At 70.1% G+C, this 24,389-nt stretch carries 23 protein-coding genes and 1 pseudogene; 16 read left to right on the forward strand and 8 right to left on the reverse strand.

Annotated elements, in window-relative coordinates; all coding sequences use genetic code 11:
- The first annotated feature begins 31 nt into the window (after positions 1–31).
- The gene (locus IF11_RS0122680) at positions 32–601 is read left to right on the forward strand and encodes a dienelactone hydrolase family protein (protein WP_030353526.1); all 570 of its coding nucleotides are present in this window, start codon (positions 32–34) and stop codon (positions 599–601) included.
- Positions 602–731: 130 nt separating this feature from the next.
- On the opposite strand, the gene IF11_RS0122685 is transcribed toward IF11_RS0122680, so the two are convergent.
- Genes IF11_RS0122685 through IF11_RS0122695 form a run of 3 tightly spaced genes read right to left on the reverse strand, consistent with a single transcriptional unit; the run spans position 732 to position 3,676 of the window.
- On the reverse strand, positions 732–1,547 hold the full coding sequence (locus IF11_RS0122685; RefSeq protein ID WP_030353527.1) for a DsbA family protein: 816 nt from the start codon (positions 1,545–1,547) through the stop codon (positions 732–734).
- A gap of 49 nt (positions 1,548–1,596) precedes the next feature.
- Entirely contained in the window at positions 1,597–2,280 is a 684-nt protein-coding gene (locus tag IF11_RS0122690; protein ID WP_030353528.1) for a hypothetical protein, read from the reverse strand.
- Positions 2,281–2,335: 55 nt separating this feature from the next.
- Positions 2,336–3,676, reverse strand: coding sequence for a DUF2252 domain-containing protein (locus IF11_RS0122695; RefSeq protein WP_030353529.1), 1,341 nt, complete (start codon positions 3,674–3,676; stop codon positions 2,336–2,338).
- A 234-nt stretch (positions 3,677–3,910) separates the two neighbouring features.
- On the opposite strand from IF11_RS0122695, the gene dnaE reads away from it, so the two are divergent.
- On the forward strand, positions 3,911–7,450 hold the full coding sequence (gene dnaE / locus IF11_RS0122700) for a DNA polymerase III subunit alpha (RefSeq protein WP_030353530.1): 3,540 nt from the start codon (positions 3,911–3,913) through the stop codon (positions 7,448–7,450).
- Positions 7,451–7,536: 86 nt separating this feature from the next.
- Here dnaE and IF11_RS0122705 read toward each other — a convergent pair whose 3' ends face one another.
- Entirely contained in the window at positions 7,537–7,716 is a 180-nt protein-coding gene (locus IF11_RS0122705; RefSeq protein ID WP_030353531.1) for a hypothetical protein, read from the reverse strand.
- A 244-nt stretch (positions 7,717–7,960) separates the two neighbouring features.
- Here IF11_RS0122705 and IF11_RS0122710 point away from each other — a divergent pair, with 244 nt between their 5' ends.
- From IF11_RS0122710 to IF11_RS0122725, 4 genes and pseudogenes are all read left to right on the forward strand, one after another.
- Positions 7,961–9,274: an NYN domain-containing protein gene (locus IF11_RS0122710; protein ID WP_078490857.1), complete on the forward strand. Its 1,314-nt coding sequence runs from the start codon at positions 7,961–7,963 to the stop codon at positions 9,272–9,274.
- A gap of 519 nt (positions 9,275–9,793) precedes the next feature.
- Positions 9,794–10,765, forward strand: a complete 972-nt coding sequence (locus IF11_RS0122715) for an ABC transporter ATP-binding protein (protein WP_030353533.1) — start codon at positions 9,794–9,796, stop codon at positions 10,763–10,765.
- A 59-nt stretch (positions 10,766–10,824) separates the two neighbouring features.
- Entirely contained in the window at positions 10,825–11,661 is an 837-nt protein-coding gene (locus IF11_RS0122720) for an ABC transporter permease (protein ID WP_030353534.1), read from the forward strand.
- Between the two features lie 34 nt (positions 11,662–11,695).
- Positions 11,696–12,256: pseudogene (locus tag IF11_RS0122725) on the forward strand (ABC transporter permease); the annotation flags it as partial.
- A 111-nt stretch (positions 12,257–12,367) separates the two neighbouring features.
- Here the strand turns inward: IF11_RS0122725 and ybaK are convergent.
- The 4 genes from ybaK to IF11_RS0122745 all read right to left on the reverse strand — a co-directional run bounded on the left by ybaK (position 12,368) and on the right by IF11_RS0122745 (position 16,411).
- Positions 12,368–12,868 carry a Cys-tRNA(Pro) deacylase gene (gene ybaK / locus IF11_RS0122730; RefSeq protein WP_030353536.1) on the reverse strand — a complete coding sequence of 167 codons (501 nt, stop codon included), beginning with the start codon at positions 12,866–12,868 and terminating at the stop codon, positions 12,368–12,370.
- Positions 12,869–12,899: 31 nt separating this feature from the next.
- Positions 12,900–13,637, reverse strand: coding sequence for an LON peptidase substrate-binding domain-containing protein (locus IF11_RS0122735; protein WP_030353537.1), 738 nt, complete (start codon positions 13,635–13,637; stop codon positions 12,900–12,902).
- A 5-nt stretch (positions 13,638–13,642) separates the two neighbouring features.
- On the reverse strand, positions 13,643–14,671 hold the full coding sequence (locus IF11_RS0122740; RefSeq protein WP_030353538.1) for a hypothetical protein: 1,029 nt from the start codon (positions 14,669–14,671) through the stop codon (positions 13,643–13,645).
- A gap of 138 nt (positions 14,672–14,809) precedes the next feature.
- The gene (locus IF11_RS0122745) at positions 14,810–16,411 is read right to left on the reverse strand and encodes a hypothetical protein (RefSeq protein WP_030353539.1); all 1,602 of its coding nucleotides are present in this window, start codon (positions 16,409–16,411) and stop codon (positions 14,810–14,812) included.
- Between the two features lie 207 nt (positions 16,412–16,618).
- Between IF11_RS0122745 and hisD the strand changes: the two genes are divergently transcribed.
- The 10 genes from hisD to IF11_RS0122795 all read left to right on the forward strand — a co-directional run bounded on the left by hisD (position 16,619) and on the right by IF11_RS0122795 (position 24,356).
- Positions 16,619–17,950, forward strand: coding sequence for a histidinol dehydrogenase (gene hisD, locus IF11_RS0122750; RefSeq protein WP_030353540.1), 1,332 nt, complete (start codon positions 16,619–16,621; stop codon positions 17,948–17,950).
- A complete protein-coding gene (locus IF11_RS0122755; protein WP_030353541.1) occupies positions 17,947–19,056 on the forward strand; it encodes a histidinol-phosphate transaminase in 1,110 nt (369 codons plus the stop codon). Before hisD ends, IF11_RS0122755 begins: the two co-directional genes overlap by 4 nt.
- Positions 19,053–19,646, forward strand: a complete 594-nt coding sequence (hisB, locus tag IF11_RS0122760; RefSeq protein WP_030353542.1) for an imidazoleglycerol-phosphate dehydratase HisB — start codon at positions 19,053–19,055, stop codon at positions 19,644–19,646. Before IF11_RS0122755 ends, hisB begins: the two co-directional genes overlap by 4 nt.
- 112 nt (positions 19,647–19,758) lie before the next feature.
- Positions 19,759–19,926, forward strand: coding sequence for a hypothetical protein (locus tag IF11_RS41405; protein ID WP_030353543.1), 168 nt, complete (start codon positions 19,759–19,761; stop codon positions 19,924–19,926).
- Positions 19,923–20,558: an imidazole glycerol phosphate synthase subunit HisH gene (hisH, locus tag IF11_RS0122770; RefSeq protein WP_030353544.1), complete on the forward strand. Its 636-nt coding sequence runs from the start codon at positions 19,923–19,925 to the stop codon at positions 20,556–20,558. Before IF11_RS41405 ends, hisH begins: the two co-directional genes overlap by 4 nt.
- A gap of 26 nt (positions 20,559–20,584) precedes the next feature.
- Complete coding sequence (priA, locus tag IF11_RS0122775; protein WP_030353545.1) at positions 20,585–21,310, forward strand: bifunctional 1-(5-phosphoribosyl)-5-((5-phosphoribosylamino)methylideneamino)imidazole-4-carboxamide isomerase/phosphoribosylanthranilate isomerase PriA; 726 nt, start codon at positions 20,585–20,587, stop codon at positions 21,308–21,310.
- The gene (locus IF11_RS0122780; protein WP_030353546.1) at positions 21,307–21,747 is read left to right on the forward strand and encodes a RidA family protein; all 441 of its coding nucleotides are present in this window, start codon (positions 21,307–21,309) and stop codon (positions 21,745–21,747) included. Before priA ends, IF11_RS0122780 begins: the two co-directional genes overlap by 4 nt.
- Positions 21,744–22,499, forward strand: a complete 756-nt coding sequence (gene hisF / locus IF11_RS0122785) for an imidazole glycerol phosphate synthase subunit HisF (RefSeq protein ID WP_030353547.1) — start codon at positions 21,744–21,746, stop codon at positions 22,497–22,499. Before IF11_RS0122780 ends, hisF begins: the two co-directional genes overlap by 4 nt.
- A gap of 279 nt (positions 22,500–22,778) precedes the next feature.
- A complete protein-coding gene (gene bdeA / locus IF11_RS0122790; protein ID WP_030353548.1) occupies positions 22,779–23,705 on the forward strand; it encodes a bis(hydroxyethyl) terephthalate hydrolase in 927 nt (308 codons plus the stop codon).
- Positions 23,706–23,768: 63 nt separating this feature from the next.
- Positions 23,769–24,356 (forward strand): ArsR/SmtB family transcription factor, encoded by a 588-nt coding sequence (locus IF11_RS0122795; RefSeq protein ID WP_030353549.1) that lies wholly within the window; start codon positions 23,769–23,771, stop codon positions 24,354–24,356.
- The last annotated feature ends 33 nt before the right edge of the window (positions 24,357–24,389 follow it).

The following is a 24,389-nucleotide window of genomic DNA, read 5'->3' on the forward strand; positions in this document are numbered from 1 at the left end:
GGGTGTCGATACGGGCTGGCAGGATGGCCGGATGGACATCATGCTCTTCCATTCCGTTTACGGTCCGCGCCCGGCCGTGCACGCCGCGGCGGACCGGCTGCGTGCCGCCGGGCATCAGGTGCGCGTGCCCGACCTCTTCGAGGGCCAGACCGCGACCTCTGTGGAGGAGGGTATGGCCTTGAAGGAGAAGATCGGAAAGGACGAGCTGCTGCGCCGCGCGGTGCTGGCCGCCGCGCCGTACTCGGAACGCGGTCTGGTGTACGCGGGTTTCTCACTCGGCGGCTCGATCGCGCAGACTCTGGCGCTCGGCGACACCAAGGCGCGCGGGCTGCTGCTGTTGCACGGTACGTCCGAGATCGCGGAGAACGCGTCCGTGGACGACCTGCCCGTACAGCTGCATGTCGCGGACCCGGACCCGTTCGAGTCGCACGACTGGCTGACCGCCTGGTACCTGAAGATGCGGCAGGCCGGCGCCGATGTGGAGATCTACCGCTACCCGGGGGCGGGGCATCTCTACACCGACCCCGAGCTGCCGGACTACGACGAGCGGGCCGCCGAGGAGACCTGGCGGACCGGGCTCGCCTTCATCGACTCGCTCTGAGGCCGCCTGAGGCGGTTCTGAGGCCGCTCCGAGGCCGGGGACCGGCCAGCGTACGGGCCGCTCCGCCCGTTCCACCCGTTGCGAGCCCGGCCCGGAGGGTTCCCGCCTCCGGGCCGGGTGGTTTCCCTGGTCAGCCCTTGAGGGCCTTGGTGACCGCCGCGTTGAACTCCGCCACCGTCATGGGCGGGTTCTCGGTGCCCTCGGCGGTGAGCTTCTTGCCGTCCAGCTTCAGCGTCGGGGTGCCGCTCACCCCGCTCTTGTCGAAGGTGGCGGACATCTTCATCGCCCAGGCGTCGTACGTACCGTCCGTGACGTCCTTCTGGAACGCCTTGTTGCCCTTGAGCGCGCTCACCGAGTCCGCCACCTGGATCAGATAACTGTCCTTGGCGAACTTGTCGTTGGTCTCCTCGGGGTGGAACTTCGCCGAGTACAGCGCGGTCTTGTACTGGAGGAACGCCTCGGGGCTCACATTGAGCGCCGCGCCCAGCGCCGACAGGGCGTTCTTCGAGCCCGTGCCGTTGTCGGAGTTGTCGATGAAGGTCGCGCCGACATACTTGATCTTGAATGTGCCGGAGTCGACGCCGTTCTGGACGGTCTCGCCGACCGTCTGCTCGAAGCTCGCGCAGACCGGGCAGCGGGAGTCCTCGTACAGCTCCAGCGTGTTCTTTGCGTCGGCCTTGCCGATGACGACGGTCGTACCGTCCGTACCCTCGGTGTTCTTCGGGGCGACGACGGACTTCTCGTCCTTCATCGCCTCCCAGTGCGAGGGCTTGTTGGCCTGGACGACGGCGAAGCCCACGCCGCCGGCTATCGCGAGGACCACGACGGCCGAGCCGAGGACGACGAGCTGGCGGCGGACCTTGTCCTTCTTCGCCTGCCGCTCGCGCTCCTCGCGCAGCCGCTCGCGGGCTGCCGCCTTGTTGGCCTGGTTGTTGCGTGCGCTCATGATGGTTCACTCCGTGTGATGACGTAACTGCTGGGGGACGGGGCGCGGCTCAGACAGAGCTGAGCGCGAGGCGCGGCGGCCCCCGCCGTCCTACGGAGTGCACGAGAAGGCGGGTACGGGACGGCCGCGGGCGGGCGGCGGGGCGCGGCCCGCGCCGTACGGCCCGGCGGACCGTGCCCGCCGCCGCGACGGCGATCAGCAGCGGGCGGAAGGCACAGGCGCCCGCGGCCCGGACCAGCCGGGAGAGCGCGGACTCGCCGTGCCGCAGCCAGGCCGCGGCGAGCAGCCCGACCGAGACATGGGCGGCCAGCAGCAGCCAGGGCAGAGCCGGGTCGGGAGAGTTCAGCAGCGTGGACGCGGTGGCCTCGGGGGAGACCACCCCGGGCAGCGGCGTACCGAAGGCGCCCCCGCACAGGACATCGAGGCCGACCGAGCGCAGCGACCCCGCGACGGGGCCGCCGGCCGGGCCGTAACAGACGTGCTGGCCGCTGGTGAAGACGGTGTCCGCGGCCAGTTCGAGCGGGACGAGCAGGGCCGCGATCCGCCAGAAGCCCCGCTCGCGGCCCGCCGCCGCGTACGCGACCAGGAACACCACGACGCTGAGCGCGGCGACGACGGTCAGGGGCAGCGGGGCCCGGGACAGCAGCACATGCGAGCCCGCGGACAGTGTCACGACCAGTGCCGTGAACAGTGCTGCCCGCGCCGCCCTGAGCCGCGTCCCTGATATGTCCATCGTCGCCGAGTGTGCCATGCGTCCCTGTAAGCGGTCCTTAAAAAACGGGCAGGCCTCAGCCCAGCCGGCCGTTGCGGAACAGGTCGACGAAGATCTGGTGGTCGGCCCTGGCCCGCGCCCCGTACGCGTGCGCGAAGTCCACCAGCAGCGCGCCGAAGCCCTCCTCGTCGGCCGCGATCGCCGCGTCGATGGAGCGCTCCGTGGAGAACGGCACCAGCGAGTGGCCGCTCTCGTCGTCCGCCGCCGCGTGCATCGTGGCCGTCGCGCGGCCCAGGTCGGCGACGACCGCCGCGATCTCCTCGGGATCGTCCAGATCCGACCAGTCCAGATCGACGGCGTACGGCGAGACCTCCGCCACCAGCTGCCCCGTCCCGGCCAGCTCGGTCCAGCCCAGCCATGGGTCGGCGTGGGCCTGGAGCGCCCGCTGCGAGATCACCGTGCGGTGGCCCTCGTGCTGGAAGTACTCCCGTACGGCCCGGTCGGTGATGTGCCGCGAGACCGCCGGGGTCTGCGCCTGCTTCATATAGATCACGACATCGTTTTCCAGGGCGTCGCTGTTGCCCTCCAGCAGGATGTTGTACGAGGGCAGCCCCGCGGAGCCGATGCCGATGCCGCGCCGTCCGACGACGTCCTTCACGCGGTACGAGTCGGGGCGGGCCAGGCTGGACTCGGGGAGGGTCTCCAGATAGCCGTCGAAGGCCGCGAGGATCTTGTAGCGGGTGGCGGCGTCCAGCTCCATGGAGCCGCCGCCCGGCGCGAAGCGGCGCTCGTACTCCCTGATCTCGGTCATCGAGTCGAGCAGCCCGAAGCGGGTCAGCGAGCGGGCCGAGCGCAGGGCGTCGAGCAGCGGGCCCTGGGCGGTGTCCAGGGTGAAGGGCGGGACCTCGTCGTTCTTGGCGCCGGTGGCCAGCGCGTGGATCCGCTCGCGGTAGGCGCCCGCGTAGATCTCCACCAGTTCGGTGATCTGCTCGTCACTGAGTGCCTTGGTGTAGCCGATCAGGGCCAGGGACGCGGCGAAGCGCTTCAGATCCCAGGTGAAGGGGCCGACGTACGCCTCGTCGAAGTCATTGACGTTGAAGATCAGCCGGCCGTTGGCGTCCATGTACGTACCGAAGTTCTCGGCGTGCAGATCGCCGTGGATCCATACCCGGCCGGTGCGCTCGTCGAGGAAGGGGCCGGTGACCCCGCTCGCCGTACGCTCCCGCTCCAGGTCGTGGTAGAAGAGGCACGCCGTGCCCCGGTAGAAGGCGAACGCGGAGGCCGCCATCTTCCGGAACTTCACCCGGAAGGCCGCTGGATCGGCCGCCAGGAGCTCACCGAACGCGGTGTCGAAAACGGCGAGAATCTCCTCGCCGCGCTGCTCGTCAGCTGCTTCAACGGGTCGCGGGACCGACATCGCGGGGTGCCTCCTGGTGCATGACAGTGGAGTGAGGGGCCTCGTCGCCCCTCGGAGTGGGCAACGCGTGACGCTACTCGCGAGTGCCCGCCGCTGTCAGTCCCGAGACGTAGACTTCGAGGCTGTCCCCCCAGACTGTCCGCAGCGCTGTGGGACCCCGGGTTCACCCCTGGAGAACAACAGATTCACCCCTGGAAACCACACCGTGTCGTCCGCTCGCTGGAGGCCCTCGCCGTGACCAAGCCGCCGTTCACGCACCTGCATGTCCACACCCAGTACTCGCTGCTGGACGGTGCCGCGCGGCTGGGGGACATGTTCAACGCCTGCAAAGAGATGGGCATGTCCCATATCGCGATGACGGACCATGGCAATCTGCATGGCGCCTACGACTTCTTCCATCAGGCGAAGAAGGCGGGGGTGACGCCGATCATCGGGATCGAGGCGTACGTGGCGCCCGAATCCCGGCGGCTGAAGCGGAAGGTGCAGTGGGGCCAGCCGCACCAGAAGCGGGACGACGTGTCCGGTTCCGGTGGTTACACGCACAAGACGATCTGGGCGGCGAACCGGACCGGGCTGCACAACCTCTTCCGGCTCTCCTCGGACGCGTACAAGGAGGGCTGGCTCCAGAAGTGGCCCCGGATGGACAAGGAGACCATCGCGAAGTGGTCGGAGGGGCTGATCGCCTCGACGGGCTGCCCCTCGGGGGAGCTCCAGACGCGGCTGCGCCTCGGCCAGTTCGACGAGGCGCTTAAGGCGGCCTCCGAGTACCAGGACATCTTCGGCAAGGACCGTTATTTCCTGGAGCTGATGGACCACGGCATCGAGATCGAACGCCGGGTGCGGGACGGGCTGCTGGAGGTCGGCAAGAAGCTGGGCATCCCGCCGCTGGTCACCAACGACTCCCACTACACGTACGCGAACGAGGCCACCGCCCACGACGCGCTGCTCTGCATCCAGACCGGCAAGAACCTCTCCGACCCGGACCGCTTCCGCTTCGACGGCACCGGCTACTACCTCAAGTCGACCGACGAGATGTACGCGGTGGACCTGTCCGACGCCTGGCAGGAGGGGTGCGCCAACACCCGCCTGGTCGCCGAGCAGATCGACACCGAGGGCTGGTTCCAGGAGCGGAACCTGATGCCGAAGTTCGAGGTGCCCGAGGGCTTCACCGAAGTCTCCTGGTTCCGCGAGGAGACCATGCGCGGCATGGCCCGCCGCTTCCCGAACGGCATCCCGGAAGACCGCATGCGCCAGGTCGAGTACGAGATGGGCATCATCATCGACATGGGCTTCCCGGGGTACTTCCTCGTGGTCGCCGACTTCATCATGTGGGCGAAGAACAACGGCATCGCGGTCGGCCCCGGCCGTGGCTCCGCCGCCGGTTCGATCGTGTCGTACGCCATGGGCATCACCGACCTCGACCCGATCGAGCACGGCCTGATCTTCGAGCGGTTCCTCAACCCCGAGCGCATCTCCATGCCCGATGTCGACATCGACTTCGACGAGCGCCGGCGCGGTGAGGTCATCCGCTACGTGACCGAGAAGTACGGCGCCGACAAGGTCGCCATGATCGGCACGTACGGCAAGATCAAGGCGAAGAACGCGATCAAGGACTCGGCGCGGGTGCTGGGTTACCCGTACGCGATGGGCGACCGGCTCACGAAAGCGATGCCCGCCGACGTCCTCGGCAAGGGCATCGACCTCAACGGCATCACCGACCCCAAGCACCCCCGCTACGGCGAGGCGGGGGAGATCCGGGGGATGTACGAGAACGAGCCGGATGTGAAGAAGGTCATCGACACCGCGAAGGGTGTGGAGGGCCTGGTCCGGCAGATGGGTGTCCACGCGGCCGGCGTGATCATGTCCAGTGAGACGATCACCGACCACGTCCCCGTCTGGGTCCGGCACACCGACGGTGTGACGATCACGCAGTGGGACTACCCGCAGTGCGAGTCGCTCGGCCTGCTGAAGATGGACTTCCTCGGCCTGCGCAACCTGACCATCATGGACGACGCCGTCAAGATGGTGAAGTCCAACAAGGGCGTCGACCTCGACCTGCTCTCGCTGCCGCTCGATGACCCGAAGACGTACGAACTGCTCTGCCGCGGCGACACGCTCGGTGTCTTCCAGTTCGACGGCGGCCCCATGCGCTCCTTGCTGCGCCAGATGCAGCCCGACAACTTCGAGGACATTTCCGCCGTCTCGGCCCTCTACCGGCCGGGCCCGATGGGCATGAACTCGCACACGAACTACGCGGAGCGCAAGAACGCCCGCCAGGAGATCACCCCGATCCACCCGGAGCTGGAGGAGCCCCTCAAGGAGGTGCTCGGGCTCACCTACGGTCTGATCGTCTACCAGGAGCAGGTACAGAAGGCCGCCCAGATCGTCGCGGGGTACTCGCTCGGCGAGGCCGACATCCTGCGCCGCGTGATGGGCAAGAAGAAGGCCGACGAACTAGCGAAGAACTTCGTCCTCTTCGAGGCGGGCGCCAAGAAGAACGGCTTCTCGGACGAGGCGATCAAGGCGCTGTGGGACGTTCTGGTGCCGTTCGCCGGATACGCGTTCAACAAGGCGCACTCCTCCGCGTACGGACTGGTCACCTACTGGACCGCGTATCTCAAGGCCAACTACCCCGCCGAGTACATGGCGGCGCTCCTGACCTCCGTGAAGGACGACAAGGACAAGTCGGCCGTCTACCTGAACGAGTGCCGGCGCATGGGCATCAAGGTGCTGCCGCCCAACGTCAACGAGTCGCTGTCCAACTTCGCCGCGCAGGGCGACGACGTGATCCTGTTCGGCCTGACCGCCGTCCGCAACGTCGGCCAGAACGTTGTCGACTCGATCATCCGGTCCCGCAAGGCGAAGGGTAAGTACGCCACCTTCCCCGACTTCCTCGACAAGGTCGAAGCGGTCGTCTGCAACAAGCGCACCGTCGAATCGCTCATCAAGGCCGGCGCCTTCGACGAGATGGGCCACACCCGCAAGGGCCTGGTCGCCCATCACGAGCCGATGATCGACAACGTGGTGCAGGTCAAGCGCAAGGAGGCCGAGGGACAGTTCGACCTCTTCGGCGGGATGGGCGAGGAGGAGACCAGCGAGCCCGGCTTCGGACTCGACGTCGAATTCTCGGACATCGAGTGGGACAAGTCGTATCTGCTCGCCCAGGAGCGGGAGATGCTCGGTCTGTACGTCTCCGACCACCCGCTGTTCGGTATCGAGCATGTCCTGTCCGACAAGTCCGACGCCGCGATCTCCCAGCTGACCGGCGGTGAGCACGCGGACGGCGCGGTGGTCACCATCGGCGGCATCATCTCCGGTCTCCAGCGGAAGATGACCAAGCAGGGCAACGCGTGGGCGATCGCGACGGTCGAGGATCTGGCCGGCTCCATCGAGTGCATGTTCTTCCCCGCGACGTATCAGCTGGTCTCCACGCAACTGGTCGAGGACACCGTCGTCTTCGTCAAGGGCCGGCTCGACAAGCGCGAGGACATCCCCCGCCTCGTCGCCATGGAGCTGCAGGTCCCCGACGTGTCGTCGGCGGGCACCGACGCTCCTGTCACCATCACGATCCCGACGGTGAAGCTCACCCCGCCGATGGTCAGCAGGCTCGGTGAGATCCTCAGCCACCACCGGGGCAACTCCGAGGTCAGGATCAAGCTCCAGGGCGCCAGGAAGACCACGGTGCTCCGGCTCGACCGGCACCGCGTCCAGCCCGATCCGGCGCTCTTCGGCGACCTGAAGGTCCTGCTGGGCCCGTCCTGCCTGGCTGGATAGCCCTGCCTCGGTGAGGCGGACGCATATGAGGGGCACCCCAGCACGTGGGATGCCCCTCATACGGTTACGGACGGCGGGTGGTGGGGTCAGTTGTGGCCGAAACGCTTCTGCTTGCCCTTGTGGGCTACATCCGTCGGCGTGATCCTTGACTGCACCTGCTCTGACCGGTCCTCCATCGACGAGGACTTCGACTCTTCGGTGCCACGCTCGGCGTCCGAGCGGGCGTGCTGCCTGTTGCTGCGATCCCGGTTCTTGTGCTTGGCCATGGTGCTGCCTCCTGCCGGGGGTTTGGATGCCAGGCCGCGTCAAGCCTCACATACACCGCCAATCGGCGCATTTTGGATCATTGCCGTGTGTAGTGGTCCCTCGTCAGGGGCCTGATCGGTTCTGTAGCGCCGATACGCCACGCCGATGATCGAGTTCCGGACGTTAAGCCTCTTGCCGTCGGGCAGACTCGAAGGAAACCCGCAGTAACTCCCGATCTCACGATCCCGAGGTTCCCGAAAGAAGGTGGAACACGTGGACCGCTGCGTCGTCCTGGTGGACGCCGGCTATCTGCTGGGCGCCGCCGCGAGTCTCCTCGCCGGAGAACCGGCCCGTTCCCGCATCACCGTCGACCACGCCGCCCTCATCCAGGGCCTGCGCGAACGGGCCGAGGCCGATACGGAACAGCCGCTGCTCCGTATCTACTGGTTCGACGGTGCCCCCGATCGGGTCCCGCAACCCGAGCACCGCCGGCTGCGGGTCATGCCGCGCGTCACCGTCCGGCTCGGCGCCCTCACCCGCAGCGACGGGCGCTGGGCACAGAAGGGCGTGGACGCGGCGATGCACGCGGAGCTGACCGAGCTGGCCAGAAATCGCGCCTGCTCGGACGTGGTGCTGGTGACCGGGGACGGGGATCTGCTGCCCGGCCTGATGTCCGCGAAGGAGCATGGCGTCGCGGTCCATCTCTGGGCCGTGCAGGCCGCCGACGGCGACTACAACCAGTCCGAGGACCTGGTCGCCGAGGCCGATGAGCGGCGGGTGCTCGACCGGGCCTGGATCACCAAGGCGGTACGGGCCAAGGACCTGGGCGGCGTTTGCGCGCCACCGCCGGCACCGCGGCCCGAGATCGCGGCGATTCTCTCGGCGCCGCTGCCGGAGTCGGCGCTGGCCGCGTCTGCGGAGCGGGCGGCGGAGGCGGAGGCGGCGGGCAGCGCCGCGGCTGCCGCCGCGGGTGCCGGGCGCAACGGCTCGTCGCCCGCGCCCGCCCCCGCGGGGCCCGGCGCGGAGCCCCCGTCCGCCACGGGCAGCAAGGGCGTCCCGACGCCCAAGGACCTGGCGGGCCTGCGCGGCCCCGGCGCCCCGACGCCGGGTCCGTCGGGGCAGCAGTCCGGACAGCAGTCCGCACAGCATCCGGCGGGGGCGACGCTGCGGTGGTCCTCCGACAAGGGGTGGATCGAGCGACCGGGCAGCGGCACGGCGGGCGAGCCGCCGGAGACGGCCTCGCTGCCGACCCTGGCCCAGCTGACCAGCGCGGAGCAGCGCTGGGCGGACCGGGAGGAGGACATCACCACGGTGGGGGGCGATCCCTTCGAGGTGGGGCAGGTGTTCGCGCGGCGGTGGATGGAGCGGCTGCCGGAGGCGGGGCATGTGCAGAAGCTGTCCGTGATGTATCCGCGGGTGCCGCACCGTATTGACGGGGAACTGCTGCGGTATGCGGCGCGGTTCGGTCTGCTGGCGCATAAGGACGACCAGATCGATGAGCATGACCGGTATGCGATTCGGGCGGGGTTCTGGCGGGAGATCGATGTGCGAGCGGCGGCGGATACGGCTTCGCCGTAGGTTGCGGGTTGCGGTTGCGGCTGCCTGGGCCGGGGGCCGGAGCCTCCGGAGGTACATGTCCGGACGGCATGATTTACGGCGCGCAGCTGCCCACAGTCGGAAGACGGGCGTTCGCGCGCCACAAATCACGCTTTAGTGTCCGGACACGCACCTCCTACGACCCCGGCCCCCTCCCGCCGGTGGGTCGGCCCGATCGCCGCCCCGGTGGGGGTGAGGGGGTGGGTGCAACCCGGTGGTCCCCCAACCCGCCTCCCCTTGCTGGGGGTTGGGGCGGGTGCGGAGGTGCGTGTCCGGACGTAAAGCGTCGCAGCTCGCGCGAAGCGCGGTGAGGAAAGCAGTCCGGACACGGACCTCCGGAGGCCCCGGCCCCCGGCACCACAACGCACCCGCACAAGAAAACCGGCCCGGACACCCGCACCCGCACCCGCACTCGGAAACCGGCCCTGGCCAAAGACGACCCCCACCCCCGCCGGAACCGTCCCGTACCGCCACAACGTAAGGTCCTTGCTCGTGAGTACGGTGTGCGTGGTGCGCGACTTGGTCAAGACGTACCCCGCCGCGCGCGGCAGGCGTGGCGTCCCCGGGACGTCCGCGGTGCGGGCCACCGATGGGGTTTCGCTCGATGTGCGGCGCGGTGAGATCTTCGGGCTTCTCGGGCCCAACGGCGCCGGCAAGTCCACGCTCGTACGCCAGCTCACCGGCCTGATGCGGCCCGACTCCGGTGACGTCGAGGTCCTCGGGCACGATCTGGTGCGGCATCCCGAGCGCGCCTCCCGGCTCATCGGGTATCTCGGCCAGGAGTCGACCGCGCTGGACGAGCTGACCGTCGCGCTCGCGGCGGAGACCACCGGCCGGCTGCGCGGGCTGTCGCTGCGGGTGGCGCGGGCCGAGCGGGACGATGTGCTGGCGGAGTTGGGGCTCACCGAGATCGCCGGGCGGCCCCTGAAGAAGCTGTCGGGAGGTCAGCGGCGGCTGGCCTGTTTCGCCGCCGCGCTGGTGGGGGAGCGGCCCGTGCTGGTTCTGGATGAGCCGACCACCGGTATGGATCCTGTCGCGCGGCGCGCGGTGTGGGCGGCCGTGGACCGGCGGCGGGCCGAGCACGGCGTGACCGTACTGCTCGTCACGCATAACGTCATCGAGGCCGAGACCGTGCTCGACCGGGTCGCCGTGCTGGAGCGGGGCAGGGTCATCGCCTGCGACACCCCGTCCGGGCTCAAGGAAGAGGTCGCCGGTGAGGTGCGGGTGGAGCTCGTGTGGCGCGAGCGCGCGCCGCTCGATGTTCCCGAGGTCGCGGCGCTGCGCGATTCGGCGCAGGAGTCGGGGCGCCGCTGGGTGCTGCGGCTCGCACCGGACGAGGCGCGCGCGGCGGTCGCCGCGGTGACCGGCGGCGCGGCCTTCGCGGCGCTGGACGATTTCACGCTGGCGACGCCGAGTCTGGAAGATGTCTATCTGGCGCTCGGCGGCCGGGCGAAGGGGCTGGTCAAGGCGTGAGCAGCCGTTTCGCGAGCGACGCACGTACGTACGCCCGTACCGAACAGGAGCAGCACCAGGTGAGCATCGTGCCTGCGGAGGCCGTGTCCGGGAGAGTCAGCACGGCGGCGGAGACCGTGAACGAGCCGGCGGACGGCGCGCCCGCGCCGCTCGCGCCCCGGGCGCGGCTGCTGCCCTCGCTCGCGGCCGTGTACCGCGCCCAGCTGTCCCGGGCCCGGGTCGCGCGGATCCCGCTGCTTTTCGTGGCGACGTTCCAGTCGGTCGGGATCATGATCCTGATGCGGGGCGTGGTGGACGGGGGCGACGAGGCGCGTGCGGTGGTCGCCGGGTCGAGTGTGCTCGTCGTCGCGTTCGTGGCGCTCAATCTGCTCGCCCAGTACTTCGGTCAGCTCCGTGCGAGCGGTGGGCTCGACCACTACGCCACCCTGCCCGTGCCGCCCGCGGCGGTGGTGCTCGGCGCGGCGGGTGCCTATGCCTCGTTCACGGTGCCAGGCACCGCGGTCACGGCCGTCGCCGGCAGTGTCCTCTTTCAGCTGCCGCTCACCCATCTCTGGGTGCTGGTCGCGGTGATTCCGCTGTCGGGCGCGGCGCTCGCCGGTCTGGGCGCGGCGCTCGGACTGCTCGCGCCCCGTCAGGAGCTGGCGACGCTGCTGGGCCAGCTGGGCATGTCGGCGGCGCTGCTGCTGGGTGTGCTGCCCGCGGACCGGCTGCCGGGACCGATCGGGTACGCGCGTGATCTGCTGCCCTCCACGTACGGGGTGGAGGCTCTTGCCCGTACGTTCGACGCCCGTCCCGACTGGCCGGTGGTCGCTTTCGACCTGGCGGTGTGCGCGGCCGTCGGTGTGTGCTCGCTGGCCGTGGCGACCTGGGCGTACCGGAGGGCGGCGGTCCGATGAGGCACCCCTTGGCCGGGACTGGCACGATGGCACAGTGACCGCACCCTTGACGCCGCCCCATCAACCGCCGCACGACGATCCCTGGCAGACACCGCCGGCCGGGGGATCGCCCTATCCCGGGGCCGAAGCGGAGAAGGGGCCCGATATGAGGACCGAACTGCGCCAGGCCGTCGTGGTGATGGTGGCGGTCGCGGTCCTGGGGGTGGCGCTCGGGCTGCTGTGGCTGTGGCTGTCGCCTCGTGTCCCGTTGATCTCGGACGAGACGGCGGTCTTCCTCAAGGACACCGAGGGCGAGGAGGCGATCGCGGCTGACGGTACGTTCATGCTGCTGGCGCTCGCCTTCGGGCTGGTCAGCGCGGTGCTGGTGTTCGTCTTCCGCAGGCGTGGCGGTATCCCGCTGGTGGTGGGCCTGGCGCTGGGCGGACTGCTGGGCGCGGTGGTGGCCTGGCGGGTCGGCGTCTGGTTCGGCCCTACGTCGGACGTGGTGGCGCATGCCAGGGCGGTCGGCAAGGGCGTCACGTTCGACGCGCCGCTCGCACTGAACGCGAAGGGCGGGCTGCTGGCGTGGCCGATCGCGGCGATGGTGGTCCATCTGCGGAGTCGCCCAAGTACGTCCAGTACGAGGGCGATCCTCCGCCTTGCGATGCACGGCACCAGACGCCGCGGGCTGATCCACGAAGATCGACCGGACAGGCCCTAGGGGGCGTCAGCTCCGGCCGATGGGGGCCATGACCGCCGACGTGAGGGCCGCCAGATCCGCCGGGGACAGCTCGACCTCCAGGCCCCGGCGGCCCGCCGAGACACAGATCGTCGCATGGGCCTCCGCCGACGCGTCCACTACGGTGCGTAGCCGTTTGCGCTGGCCCAGGGGTGAGATTCCACCGCGTACATAACCTGTCGTACGTTCCGCGGCCGCCGGGTCCGCCATCGAGGCGCGTTTGCCGCCGACGGCCGCCGCGAGAGCCTTCAGATCGAGCGAACCGGCGACCGGCACGACAGCCACGGTCAGTTCGCCGTCGACGTCCGCGACCAGGGTCTTGAAGACCCGGTCGGGAGAGACGCCGAGGGCCTCGGCCGCCTCCTCGCCGTACGAGGGCGACGCAGGGTCGTGCGCGTACGCGTGCAGGGTGTACGGCGTGCCCGCAGCCGTCAGGGCGACCGTCGCGGGGGTGCCTCCGGACTGCTGCTTCTTGGACTTCTTCGCCAAGGCGGTTCTTTCCGGGGTGAGTTGAGGGGTGTCAGTTGGGGCTGGGCGGCGTGTGCGTCAGGGTCACGGCGGGCAGCGAGGGGAGATGGCGGATCACCGCCGTCTCGGCCCGCAGGAGCTTCAGCTCCTCGCGCAGCCGGGCCGCGATGTCCGGGGCCTCCAGCAGCCGCTGCTTGGCCGGGATGTCGAGTACGGCCGCCGCGGCGACCAGATAGGACACCACCGAGGGCTCGTCGGGCAGTTCGTCGCCGGAGAGCGAGCGCTCACGCGCCCCGGCCAGCCGCTTCTGGTAGTTCCGGAACGCGCGCAGCACGCCTTCGGCGAGCGTGCCCGCGCCGTCGCCCGTCTCCTCGGGGAGCTCTTCCAGCTCGGCCGTCAGATACGGGCCGCTCGCGTCGACCGAGAGCAGCCGGACGCGGGTGGTGCCGGTGGCCACCACCTCGAAGCTGCCGTCGGGGCGCTCGCGGATGGTCGCCGCGTCGGCGACGCAGCCCACCGGGTGGAAGGATTTCAGGGGGTCGGGGCCGAAGCCGGCGGCGGGCCCACGGTCGGTCAGGGCGGTTCCGTCCGGCATTCCGGGTGCTGTCGGCGCGACTTCGTGCCCGTCGCGGATGGCGACCACGGCGAAGCGGCGCGGCTCGGACTCATCGGTCTTGAGCAGCTCGCGCATCATCGCGCGGTAGCGCTCCTCGAAGACGTTCAGAGGCAGGACGAGGCCGGGGAACAGCACCGCGTTCAGCGGGAAGAGAGGGAGGCGTGCGGTGGTCACAACGGTCAAGCGTAGTGGCCGCGGGGCCCTCTCCGTTCTGTCCTGCTCCGCAAAGGCATCGCCGAGGCCACTTGGATCCGTACGGCGTGCCGCGATTCGAGGAACTGACCCAGCGGATCGTCGGTGAACGAGGTCCACGGGAAGGACGTCGCGTACGGGCCGATCAGCCGGAACTGCTCCAGCGCCTCCTCCCACCGCCCCCGTTCCACCAGCACGTACGCCAGCAGATTGCGCACCTCGGCCGGCCACGGGTCGCCCGCCCCGTACTCGGCGGAGACCGCGATCGCGAGATCGGCCGCCGCGTCGATCCGGTCCGCCTGTACGGAGGTGGGCTCGCCGCTCAGCAGCAGCGTGAAGGCGGCGCGCACGGGCAGCGCGCGGACGAGGGAGCCGGGCAGGGCGTCGTGCGCAGCCTGCTCGGCGAAGTCGAAGCACTCGCGGTGCGAGCCGTACCACTCGGCGGAGAGGTACTGGAGGGCCGCGACATGGCAGCCGTAGTGGTGCGAGGAGCGGCGTACAGCCCGCTCCCACAGCGACTCGAACGCGGTGTGGGTGGCGTGCGTACCGCGGGCGTGGTCGAGCGCGACCCGCCAGGGCACCGGATCGCGTGGATCGCCGGCGGCCGCCGCGTCGATCATCGGGCCCGTCTCCCGGAGCCGCTCGGCGCGGGCCGGTGACTCCCAGGCCCTGCGGATGGCCAGCTCGGCCCGGACGAGCAGCGCGTCGGGATCGCGGGGCGCGGCGCGCAGCCAGGCCGTGAGCCAGCCGTCCCGGCCGTACGCGAACGCGGCCAGCCGCATCACATAGCGGTCGCGGTTCTCCCACTCGGCGGCCTCGCGCGTCGTCGCGAGCAGCTTCGCCGCGGGCTCGTACTCGCCGAGAGCGGCGGCGACGAGCGCGGGAGCGAGCCGCTCGTCGGGAGCGTCGAGCAGCACCGCGTCGTCCGGCGGCAGCCCGGCGGCGAGCTGCGGGGTGTGCCGGACCATACGCGCGGTGCTGATCAGGGCGCGGAGCAATGACATGGTGCGGACCATTGAAAACCGCAGGTCGCGGACGCGCCAGGGGGCGGCTGTGAAGCTTTCGTATCGGGCGAAAAGGTTGTAGCGCCCAAAGTCAAGGCGAGGTAAAGAAACCCGGGATGCCGATACATCCCGGGTGCCGAGCTCTTACAACTAGCCGCGCCGCAGGAGCCGCGACGCGCCCGCCGCCACCGTCGTCGCCAGGATCCAGCCCAGCATGATCAGCGCCGCCGCCGCCCACTGCCAGCCGCCCTCCAGCAGCCAGTAGCCGTCCTGGCCCAGGTCGATCACCGGGATCAGCAGATCCAGGGCGAACAGCGCCGGGTTCCACGCCGGGTGGCCGTCGCCCTTCATCGCCGGTGGAGCGTGGCGGGCGAAGGCGACCGTACTGGCTCCCCACAGCACCGCCATCCACAGCGCCGCCCGGCCCGGCCGGTAGCCGTAGGCCACCGTCCAGTCCTGGAGGTAGCCCCAGAGCTTCGCTGCGAGCGGCAGCGTCTCGCGGCGCCGGCGCTGTTTGGCGAGGAGGACTTCGCGCGCGTCCGCGTCCTCGCCGCTGTTGCGCAGGACCTGGGCCAGGCGTTCGTACGGCTCGGGGGAGTACTCAGGGGTCGCCGCCGCCACCCACTCCAGCCGCCTGATCAGCGGGAAGTGGCCGAACGGGACGAGGTTCTCGTACACGAAACCGCCCATGGCGAGCCCGCCGGGGCCCGGCCAGCTGGTCGACATGTCGACCAGCGTGATGATCTTCGCGCCGCTCAGGACGACCCGGCCGTCCTCCACCCGCTCGCACTTGAACCGCAGCTCGGGGGTGTTGATCCGGCGCAGCGACAGCTCCTCCGTGGGGGCGAGATAGAACCGCGCCTGGTCCATGTCGACCGCGTCGCCGAAACGCCCGTCGTCCAGCCGCACCCCACCCCGGCACTCGAAGCGCTGCAGCCGCGTGCCGAGGAACGGCGTGGCGACGCTGCCGACGCCGTGCGGGGGCGTCATCCCCGGGTCGCCGGTCTCCGTGCTCACCCACGCGCCCGTCATGTACAACGAGCGCTCCACCGTCAACTGCGGGGCGTTGAGTGCCCGACGCTCCTCCGCCGCGCGCAGCCGGCTGCCCCGCAGGCTCAGCGACACACCGATCTTGGCGCCGCGCAGACTGACCTCGCCATATGTCTCGATCTGATCGGCCTGGAGGTCCTGGGCGACGGACATTCCGTCCGCGGTGATCGCCCGGCCCAGCCGGTCGGGCCGTACATCGATCTGGCTGATCAGCAGATCCGTACCGATTTGCGCGTCGGTCAGCCGGATGCCCCGCTCGACCCGGCAGCGCGGCAGATGGAGATCTCCCTCGGTGTGCAGCCGGGCGGCCTCCAGCCGGGGGATGGCGCAGCCCACCATCCGCAGGGTCGTGAAGTGCGACTCGGGCAGCACCACCTCGTTCTCGAAACGGCAGTGGTTCAGCTCGACGTACGGGGCGATCGTGCCGCCCGCGAGATTGAGCGTGCCGGTGATCTGCACCCCGCGGAGCTTGAGCGCGGAGACCCGGCCGGGCAGCGCGGCAGGGCCGTTGAGCAGCAGTAGCGCGATGACCCTGGCGCGGACGCTGCGGTCCGTGCCCCAGGGACGCGGCGCGAAGGGGTCGTTCAGTAATGCGTCCGACGTGCTCAGGTCGTACGTGCTGCCGTTGCGGAACGACTGCCACATGCCGAGTTCCGCCGCGCTGAGCCAGTCGGGAGATTCGTCGTTCTGCGGCTCGGTCACTGCCGCGCCTCCGCTTCCCCTGTGCGTACAGATGGTCCGTACAACTGATGACGGATGGTCCGTGCGACTGATGAAAGGTGGTCGTACATGCGTTGTTCCCGCTGAGTGACGTGCTGAACGCTAATGGTGACCCGGAGTGAACATGGCGTGTATCAGCCAGTGATACGCGCGACCGGCGGCCTGATCCGGTCTGAGAGAATTGACCCCGTGATCTCACGAATCGATCTGCGCGGCGACACCCTCCCCGAGGGTGGAGACCTGCGTGACCTGCTGCCCCGAGCCGAGTTCGACGTGGAAGCCGCCCTGGAGAAGGTGCGCCCGCTCTGCGAGGACGTGCGCCATAGGGGTACGGCGGCGCTGATCGATGCCGCGGAGAAGTTCGACGGAGTGACGCTGGAGCGGGTCCGCGTGCCCGAGAAGGCCCTTATTGACGCCCTGGAAGCGCTTGATCCGGCCGTACGGGCCGCGCTGGAGGAGTCGATCCGGCGCGCCAGGCTCGTTCACCGCGCGCAGCGCCGCTCCTCGCACACCACTCAGGTCGTGCCCGGCGGCACGGTCACCGAGAAGTGGGTGCCGGTCGGACGGGTGGGGCTCTACGCGCCCGGCGGACGGTCCGTCTACCCGTCGTCGGTGATCATGAACGTGGTGCCGGCCCAGGAGGCGGGCGTCGAGTCCATCGCCCTGGCCTCTCCCGCGCAGAAGGAATTCGGCGGTCTGCCGCACCCGACGATCCTGGCCGCGTGCGCGCTGCTCGGGATCGACGAGGTGTACGCGGCCGGTGGCGCCTCGGCCGTCGCGATGTTCGCGTACGGCACCGCGGGCCCCGACGGCTGCGCGCCCGCCAACATGGTCACGGGCCCCGGCAATATCTGGGTCGCCGCCGCCAAGCGCTACTTCACCGGCCGGATCGGCATCGACGCCGAGGCGGGCCCGACCGAGATCGCGGTCCTCGCGGACGCGACCGCCGATCCGGTCCATGTCGCGGCCGACCTGATCAGCCAGGCCGAGCACGACCCGCTGGCCGCCGCCGTCCTGGTCACCGACTCCGCCGAGCTGGCCGACGCCGTCGAGAAGGAGCTGGAGCCGCAGATCGCGGCGACCAAGCACATCGAGGACCGGGTGGTCCCCGCGCTCTCCGGCCGGCAGTCCGCGATCGTGCTGGTCGACTCCGTCGAGGACGGCCTGCGCGTCGTCGACGCGTACGGCGCCGAGCACCTGGAGATCCAGACCGCCGACGCCGCCGCGGTGGCCGCGCGGGTGCGCAACGCGGGCGCGATCTTCGTCGGCCCGTACGCCCCGGTCTCGCTCGGCGACTACTGCGCGGGCTCCAACCACGTACTGCCGACCGGTGGTTGCGCCTGCCACTCCTCGGGGCTCTCCGTCCAGTCCTTCCTGCGCGGTATCCACATCGTGGACTACAGCGAGGAGGCGCTCGCCGAGGTCGCCCACCATGTGGTGACCCTCGCCGAGGCCGAGGACCTGCCCGCGCACGGCGCGGCGCTGAAGGCGAGGTTCGCGTGGAAGGTGCCCGGAAAGTGACGTTCGGTATCGACGATCTGCCTGTACGGGACGAGCTGCGCGGCAAGTCCCCCTACGGCGCGCCCCAGCTGGACGTCCCCGTGCAGCTGAACACCAACGAGAACCCGTACCCGCTGCCCGAGCCGCTGGTCGAGCGGATCGCCGAGCGCGTCCGCGAGGCCGCCCGGGGCCTCAACCGCTACCCCGACCGGGACGCGGTCGAGCTGCGCACCGAGCTGGCCCGGTATCTGACCCGCACCGGAAAGCACCCGCTGACCGCCGCGAACGTCTGGGCCGCCAATGGCTCCAACGAGGTCATCCAGCAGCTGCTGCAGACCTTCGGTGGCCCCGGCCGTACGGCGATCGGTTTCGAGCCCTCTTACTCGATGCACGGCCTGATCGCCCGCGGCACCGGCACCGGCTGGCTCTCCGGCCCGCGCAACGAGGACTTCACCATCGATGTGGAGGCGGCGCGCAAGGCCCTCGCCGAGCACCGCCCCGACGTCGTCTTCATCACCTCGCCCAACAACCCCACGGGCACCGCGGTCGACGCCGGGACCGTCCTCGCGCTCTACGAGGCCGCCCAGGCCGCCAGGCCGTCCCTGGTCGTGGTCGACGAGGCGTACGTCGAATTCAGCCACCGGGACTCCCTGCTGCCCCTCATCGAGGGCCGGCCGCGGCTCGTCGTGTCCCGCACGATGTCCAAGGCGTTCGGGGCGGCCGGGCTGCGTCTGGGCTATCTCGCCGCGCATCCCGCCGTGGTCGACGCCGTCCAGCTGGTGCGCCTGCCGTACCACCTCTCCGCCGTCACGCAGGCCACCGCGCTCGCCGCGCTGGAGCACACCGATACGCTGCTCGGGTACGTCGAGACGCTCAAGGCCGAGCGGGACCGGCTGGTAGGGGAGTTGCGGGCGATCGGTTACGAGGTCACCGAGTCGGACGCGAACTTCGTCCAGTTCGGCCGCTTCGAGGACTCCCACGCGGCCTGGCAGCGGATCCTCGACCGGGGTGTCCTCATCCGTGACAACGGCGTACCGGGCTGGCTGCGGGTGACCGCGGGCACCCCGTCCGAGAACGACGCGTTCCTCGACGCGGTACGCGACCTCAAGAAGGAGCAGCGCGCATGAGCCGCATCGGCCGCGTGGAACGCAGTACGAAGGAGACCTCCGTCGTCGTCGAGATCGATCTCGACGGCAGCGGCAAGGTCGATGTGTCGACCGGGGTCGGCTTCTACGACCACATGCTCGACCAGCTCGGCAGGCACGGCCTGTTCGACCTCACGGTGAAGACCGAGGGCGATCTGCACATCGACTCGCACCACACCATCGAGGACACCGCGCTGGCCCTCGGCGCCGCCTTCAAGCAGGCCCTCGGCGACAAGGTCGGCATCTACCGCTTCGGCAACTGCACCGTCCCGCTGGACGAGTCGCTCGCCCAGGTGACGGTGGACCTGTCGGGGCGGCCGTATCTCGTGCACACCGAGCCCGAGAACATGGCGCCGATGATCGGCGAGTACGACACGACCATGACCCGGCACATCCTGGAGTCGTTCGTCGCCCAGGCGCAGATCGCGCTGCACGTACACGTTCCGTACGGGCGCAACGCGCACCACATCGTGGAGTGCCAGTTCAAGGCCCTCGCCCGTGCTCTGCGGTACGCCTCCGAGCGCGACCCGCGTGCGGTGGGGATTCTTCCTTCGACCAAGGGTGCTTTGTGAGCGACGCACACGCGGCCGCCGGGCCGCAGGTGGACACGATGGCCGCACCTCTGCGCCGCGTGGGCGACGGTGACATAAGCCGCTGCCGCGGCGGGGCGAACGGGGAGACGCTGTGACCGGTCTGTCGACCATTCTGATCGTCGTGGGGCTCTTCCTCGCCGGCGGTGTGTACTCCTTCCACAAGCAGAAGCTGCCCAAGGGCGTGATCGTGCTGCTGGGAATCTGCTCCGCGCTGTGTCTGATCGCCGGAGTCCTGCGCATCCAAGGGATCTGGGAATGAGCAAGAACGTCGTCGTCTTCGACTACGGGTTCGGTAATGTCCGCTCCGCGGAGCGCGCCCTCGCCAGGGCCGGCGCCGACGTCGAGATCACCCGCGACTTCGACCGCGCCATGAACGCCGACGGGCTGCTCGTCCCGGGTGTCGGGGCCTTCTCCGCCTGCATGCGGGGGCTCACCGCCGCCCGCGGCGAGTGGATCATCGGCCGCAGGCTCGCCGGCGGTCGGCCCGTCATGGGGATCTGCGTCGGGATGCAGATCCTCTTCGAGCGCGGTATCGAGCACGGCGAGGAGACCGAGGGCCTCGACGAGTGGCCCGGTACGGTCGCGCCGCTCAAGGCCCCGGTCGTCCCGCACATGGGGTGGAACACCGTCGAGGCGCCGGAGGGCAGCCGGCTGTTCGCCGGGCTGGACCCGGAGGCCCGCTTCTACTTCGTGCACTCGTACGCCGTGCACGAGTGGGGCCTTGAGGTCACCAACCCCAAGATCCGCGCCCCCAAGGTCACCTGGGCCACCCATGGCGAGCGGTTCGTCGCCGCCGTGGAGAACGGCGCCCTGTGGGCCACCCAGTTCCACCCCGAGAAGTCCGGCGACGCCGGCGCCCAGCTGCTGACCAACTGGATCGGAACCCTCTGATGTCATCTGTGCCCCCGGGGCCCTCTGTGCCGAAGCTCGAACTCCTGCCCGCCGTCGACGTCCGCGACGGCCAGGCCGTCCGGCTGGTCCATGGCGAGTCCGGTACGGAGACGTCGTACGGCTCCCCGCTCGAAGCGGCCCTCGCGTGGCAGCGCTCGGGCGCCGAGTGGCTGCATCTGGTCGACCTCGACGCGGCGTTCGGCACCGGTGACAACCGCGCGCTGATCGCCGAGGTCACCGACGCCATGGACATCAAGGTCGAACTGTCCGGGGGCATCCGCGACGACGCCTCGCTCGCCGCGGCCCTCGCCACCGGCTGCACCCGCGTCAACCTCGGTACGGCCGCGCTGGAGAGCCCCGAGTGGGTCGCCAAGATCATCGCCGAGCACGGCGACCGGATCGCGGTCGGCCTCGACGTACGCGGTACGACGCTGCGCGGGCGCGGCTGGACCCGTGACGGCGGTGATCTCTACGACACACTGGCCCGGCTCGACTCCGAGGGCTGCGCGCGGTACGTCGTCACCGACATCGCCAAGGACGGCACCCTCCAGGGCCCCAACCTGGAGCTGCTCAAGAACGTCTGCGCCGTCACCGACAAGCCGGTCGTCGCCTCCGGCGGGGTCTCCTCGCTGGACGATCTGCGCGCGATCGCCACGCTCGTGCCCGAGGGCGTCGAGGGCGCGATCGTCGGCAAGGCGCTGTACGCCAAGGCGTTCACCCTGGAAGAGGCGTTGGCGGCGGTGTCCGGATGAGTGACGGCGTACGGGAAGGCGCACGCGCCGGGGAGGTACGGAAGATCTCGTCCGGCGGCCCGTGGGAGGACTCCATCGGCTACTCCCGCGCGGTGGAACTCCCCAACGGCCTTGTCCTGGTGGCCGGGTGCACGGCGATGATCGACGGCAGGATCGCGGCGGGCGGCCCGTACGAACAGGCGAGGGCCGCCTTCGGGGTCGCCGTCAAGGCGCTGGAGGAGCTGGGGCTCGGCGCGGAGCATGTGGTGCGCACACGTATGTACATCACCCACGTACGGGACTCCGACGAGGTGGGCCGCGCCCACAAGGAGCTGTTCGACGCCGTACGTCCGGCCGCGTCGATGATCGTCGTCTCCGGCTTCATCGACCCGAGTCTGGTCGTCGAGATCGAGGTCGAGGCGTACCGGCCCGAGGCACACCGGGGAGGTGCCGGATGACTCTCGCCGTACGGGTCATTCCCTGTCTGGACGTGGACAACGGCCGGGTGGTGAAGGGCGTCAACTTCCAGAACCTGCGGGACGCGGGCGACCCGGTCGAGATGGCCAAGCTGTACGACGCGGAGGGCGCCGACGAGCTGACGTTCCTCGACATCACCGCCTCCTCCGGCGACCGCGAGACGACGTACGACGTGGTGCGCCGCACGGCCGAGCAGGTCTTCATCCCGCTCACGGTCGGCGGCGGCGTACGCACCCCCGAGGATGTCGACAAGCTGCTGCGGGCGGGCGCGGACAAGGTCGGCGTCAACACGGCGGCCATCGCGCGCCCCGATCTCATACGGGAGATCGCCGAGCGCTTCGGGCGCCAGGTGCTGGTGCTGTCGGTCGACGCGCGGCGCACGCCCTCGGGGTCCTTCGAGGTGACGACGCACGGCGGACGCAAGGGCACCGGCATCGACGCCGTCGAATGGGCGCACCGCGCGGCCGAGTTGGGGGCGGGGGAGATCCTGCTCAACTCGATGGACGCGGACGGTACGAAGGACGGCTACGACACGGAGATGATCGCGGCCGTACGCGCGCATGTCACCGTGCCCGTCATCGCGTCCGGGGGCGCGGGCAGGCTCGCGGACTTCGCGCCGGCCATCGAGGCGGGCGCCGACGCCGTACTGGCCGCCTCCGTCTTCCACTTCGGTGATCTGCGGATCTCGGAGGTCAAGGGCGCGCTGCGCGGGGCGGGTCATCCGGTGCGCTGATCCGGGGCGTTGGCCTCGGTGGGGGTCCGGGGCGTTGACCCCGGTGCGGATTCGGTAGTTCGGCCTCCGTTCGTGAAGGCCGGGCAGGTCCGGTGAGAACCGGCGAGAACTGGTGAAGACCGGTGAACTCGCCGGTGCTTATCCGCCGGTTGCGCCGCGACAGTGGAATCGCCAGTCATCATCGCGGTTCCATTCCGGTGCGCCCGGCGGCATCCGACGGTTTGCGGCGGCTTCAGGCGGCTTCCGGTGTGGCTCCGTCACGACCGAGAGGCACCCGCCGTGTATCCGTCCTCCCCACCACGCCCCGCCACCTCCCACTCCCCGCGTTTATGGGCGGGCGCGCTCGCGACCGCCGCGCTGGTCGCGGCGCTGATCCCCGGCGCGTCCGGTGCGCGCGCCGCCGGCCCCGCCGGGGCCGCGGACAATCCGTACGAGCGCGGACCGGCCCCGACCGTGGCGTCCATCGAGGCCGACCTGGGCCCGTACGCCGTCTCGCAGACCCCGGTCTCCCCGGTCTCCGTCAGCGGATTCGGCGGCGGCACGATCTACTACCCGACATCCACGGCGGACGGCACCTTCGGCGCCGTGGCGATCGTGCCCGGCTTCACCGGCACGCAGTCGAGCCTCAGCTGGCTCGGACCGCGGCTCGCCTCCCAGGGGTTCGTCGTCTTCACCATCGACACCATCACCGTCCTCGACCAGCCCGCGAGCCGGGGCCATCAACTCCTCGCCGCACTCGACTATCTGACGGAGCGTTCGGCCGTCAGCGGCCGGATCGACAGCGCGCGGCTCGGCGTCATGGGCCACTCGATGGGCGGGGGCGGCACCCTGGAGGCCGCCAGGAGCCGTACCTCACTGAAGGCGGCCATCCCGCTGACCGCCTGGAACCTGGACAAGACCTGGCCCGAGGTGCGTACCCCCACCCTGGTGGTCGGGGCCGACGGCGACACCGTCGCGCCCGTCGCCACGCACTCCGAGCCGTTCTACACCTCGCTGCCGGGCTCGCTCGACAAGGCGTATCTGGAGCTGAAGGGAGCCACCCACAACGCGCCGAACACCGCGAACACCACGATCGCGAAGTACAGCGTCTCCTGGCTGAAACGGTTCATCGACAGTGACACCCGCTACGAGCAGTTCCTCTGCCCCCTGCCCCAGCCGGGCCCGGCGATCGTGGAGTACCGCGGGAACTGCCCGCACCCCTCCTGATCCTCAGGATTTATTGCGCAGTTTATATTGCGCAACTTTTCTTTCCGATCTAACCTCGGAGGCATGTCGGACACGGAACCTCGCAGAATCACGGACCTCGACACGCTCAAGGCGTTCGGTCATCCGCTGCGCATGAAGCTCTACCGGGCGCTCTACATCGCGCGTACGGCCACCGCTTCGCAGCTCGCCGACCAGGTGGACGAGGCCGTCTCACTGGTCAGCTACCACCTGCGCAAACTCGCCGATCACGGGCTGATCGAGGAGGCCGAGCCGCAGGGGAACGACGGACGGGAGCGATGGTGGCGGCAGGCCTCGCAGGGGCTGAGCTTCCATGACGCGGACTTCCACGACGCGCCGGAGAAGGCCGCTACCCACGCCGCGGTAGGACGGATGTCCTTCGAGCAGCGCTCCGATCTCTACCGCGGCTATCTCGACACTCAGGCAGCCTGGGGCGCCGAGTGGCGTTCGGCCTCCTTCAGCAGTGAGTACCTGGCCCCGCTCACCGCCGCGGAACTGGCCGCGCTCAGCGACGAGTTGCACCGGCTGGTCAAGAAGTACGAAGCCGCCGGCCGGGCCGCCGAGGGCGCGGGGGACACCGAGGGGCGCGAGAACGTCGCGCTGCACCTGTACGGATTCCCGTTCCGCGTCTGAGGCCGGACCGTCAGCCCAGGGCATCGCCCCGCC

Source organism: Streptomyces scopuliridis RB72 (assembly GCF_000718095.1).
GTDB lineage: Bacteria > Actinomycetota > Actinomycetes > Streptomycetales > Streptomycetaceae > Streptomyces > Streptomyces scopuliridis.

Excerpts from the sequence above, each read along its gene's own strand:
- IF11_RS0122795 (WP_030353549.1), top strand. The coding sequence starts at position 23,769 with ATGTCGGACACGGAACCTCGCAGAATCACGGACCTCGACACGCTCAAG.
- IF11_RS0122690 (WP_030353528.1), bottom strand. The coding sequence starts at position 2,280 with ATGGACATATCAGGGACGCGGCTCAGGGCGGCGCGGGCAGCACTGTTC.
- IF11_RS0122695 (WP_030353529.1), bottom strand. The coding sequence starts at position 3,676 with ATGTCGGTCCCGCGACCCGTTGAAGCAGCTGACGAGCAGCGCGGCGAG.
- hisH (WP_030353544.1), top strand. The coding sequence starts at position 19,923 with ATGAGCAAGAACGTCGTCGTCTTCGACTACGGGTTCGGTAATGTCCGC.
- hisB (WP_030353542.1), top strand. The coding sequence starts at position 19,053 with ATGAGCCGCATCGGCCGCGTGGAACGCAGTACGAAGGAGACCTCCGTC.
- IF11_RS0122780 (WP_030353546.1), top strand. The coding sequence starts at position 21,307 with ATGAGTGACGGCGTACGGGAAGGCGCACGCGCCGGGGAGGTACGGAAG.
- IF11_RS0122685 (WP_030353527.1), bottom strand. The coding sequence starts at position 1,547 with ATGAGCGCACGCAACAACCAGGCCAACAAGGCGGCAGCCCGCGAGCGG.
- IF11_RS0122680 (WP_030353526.1), top strand. The coding sequence starts at position 32 with ATGGACATCATGCTCTTCCATTCCGTTTACGGTCCGCGCCCGGCCGTG.
- hisF (WP_030353547.1), top strand. The coding sequence starts at position 21,744 with ATGACTCTCGCCGTACGGGTCATTCCCTGTCTGGACGTGGACAACGGC.
- IF11_RS0122705 (WP_030353531.1), bottom strand. The coding sequence starts at position 7,716 with ATGGCCAAGCACAAGAACCGGGATCGCAGCAACAGGCAGCACGCCCGC.
- IF11_RS0122740 (WP_030353538.1), bottom strand. The coding sequence starts at position 14,671 with ATGGTCCGCACCATGTCATTGCTCCGCGCCCTGATCAGCACCGCGCGT.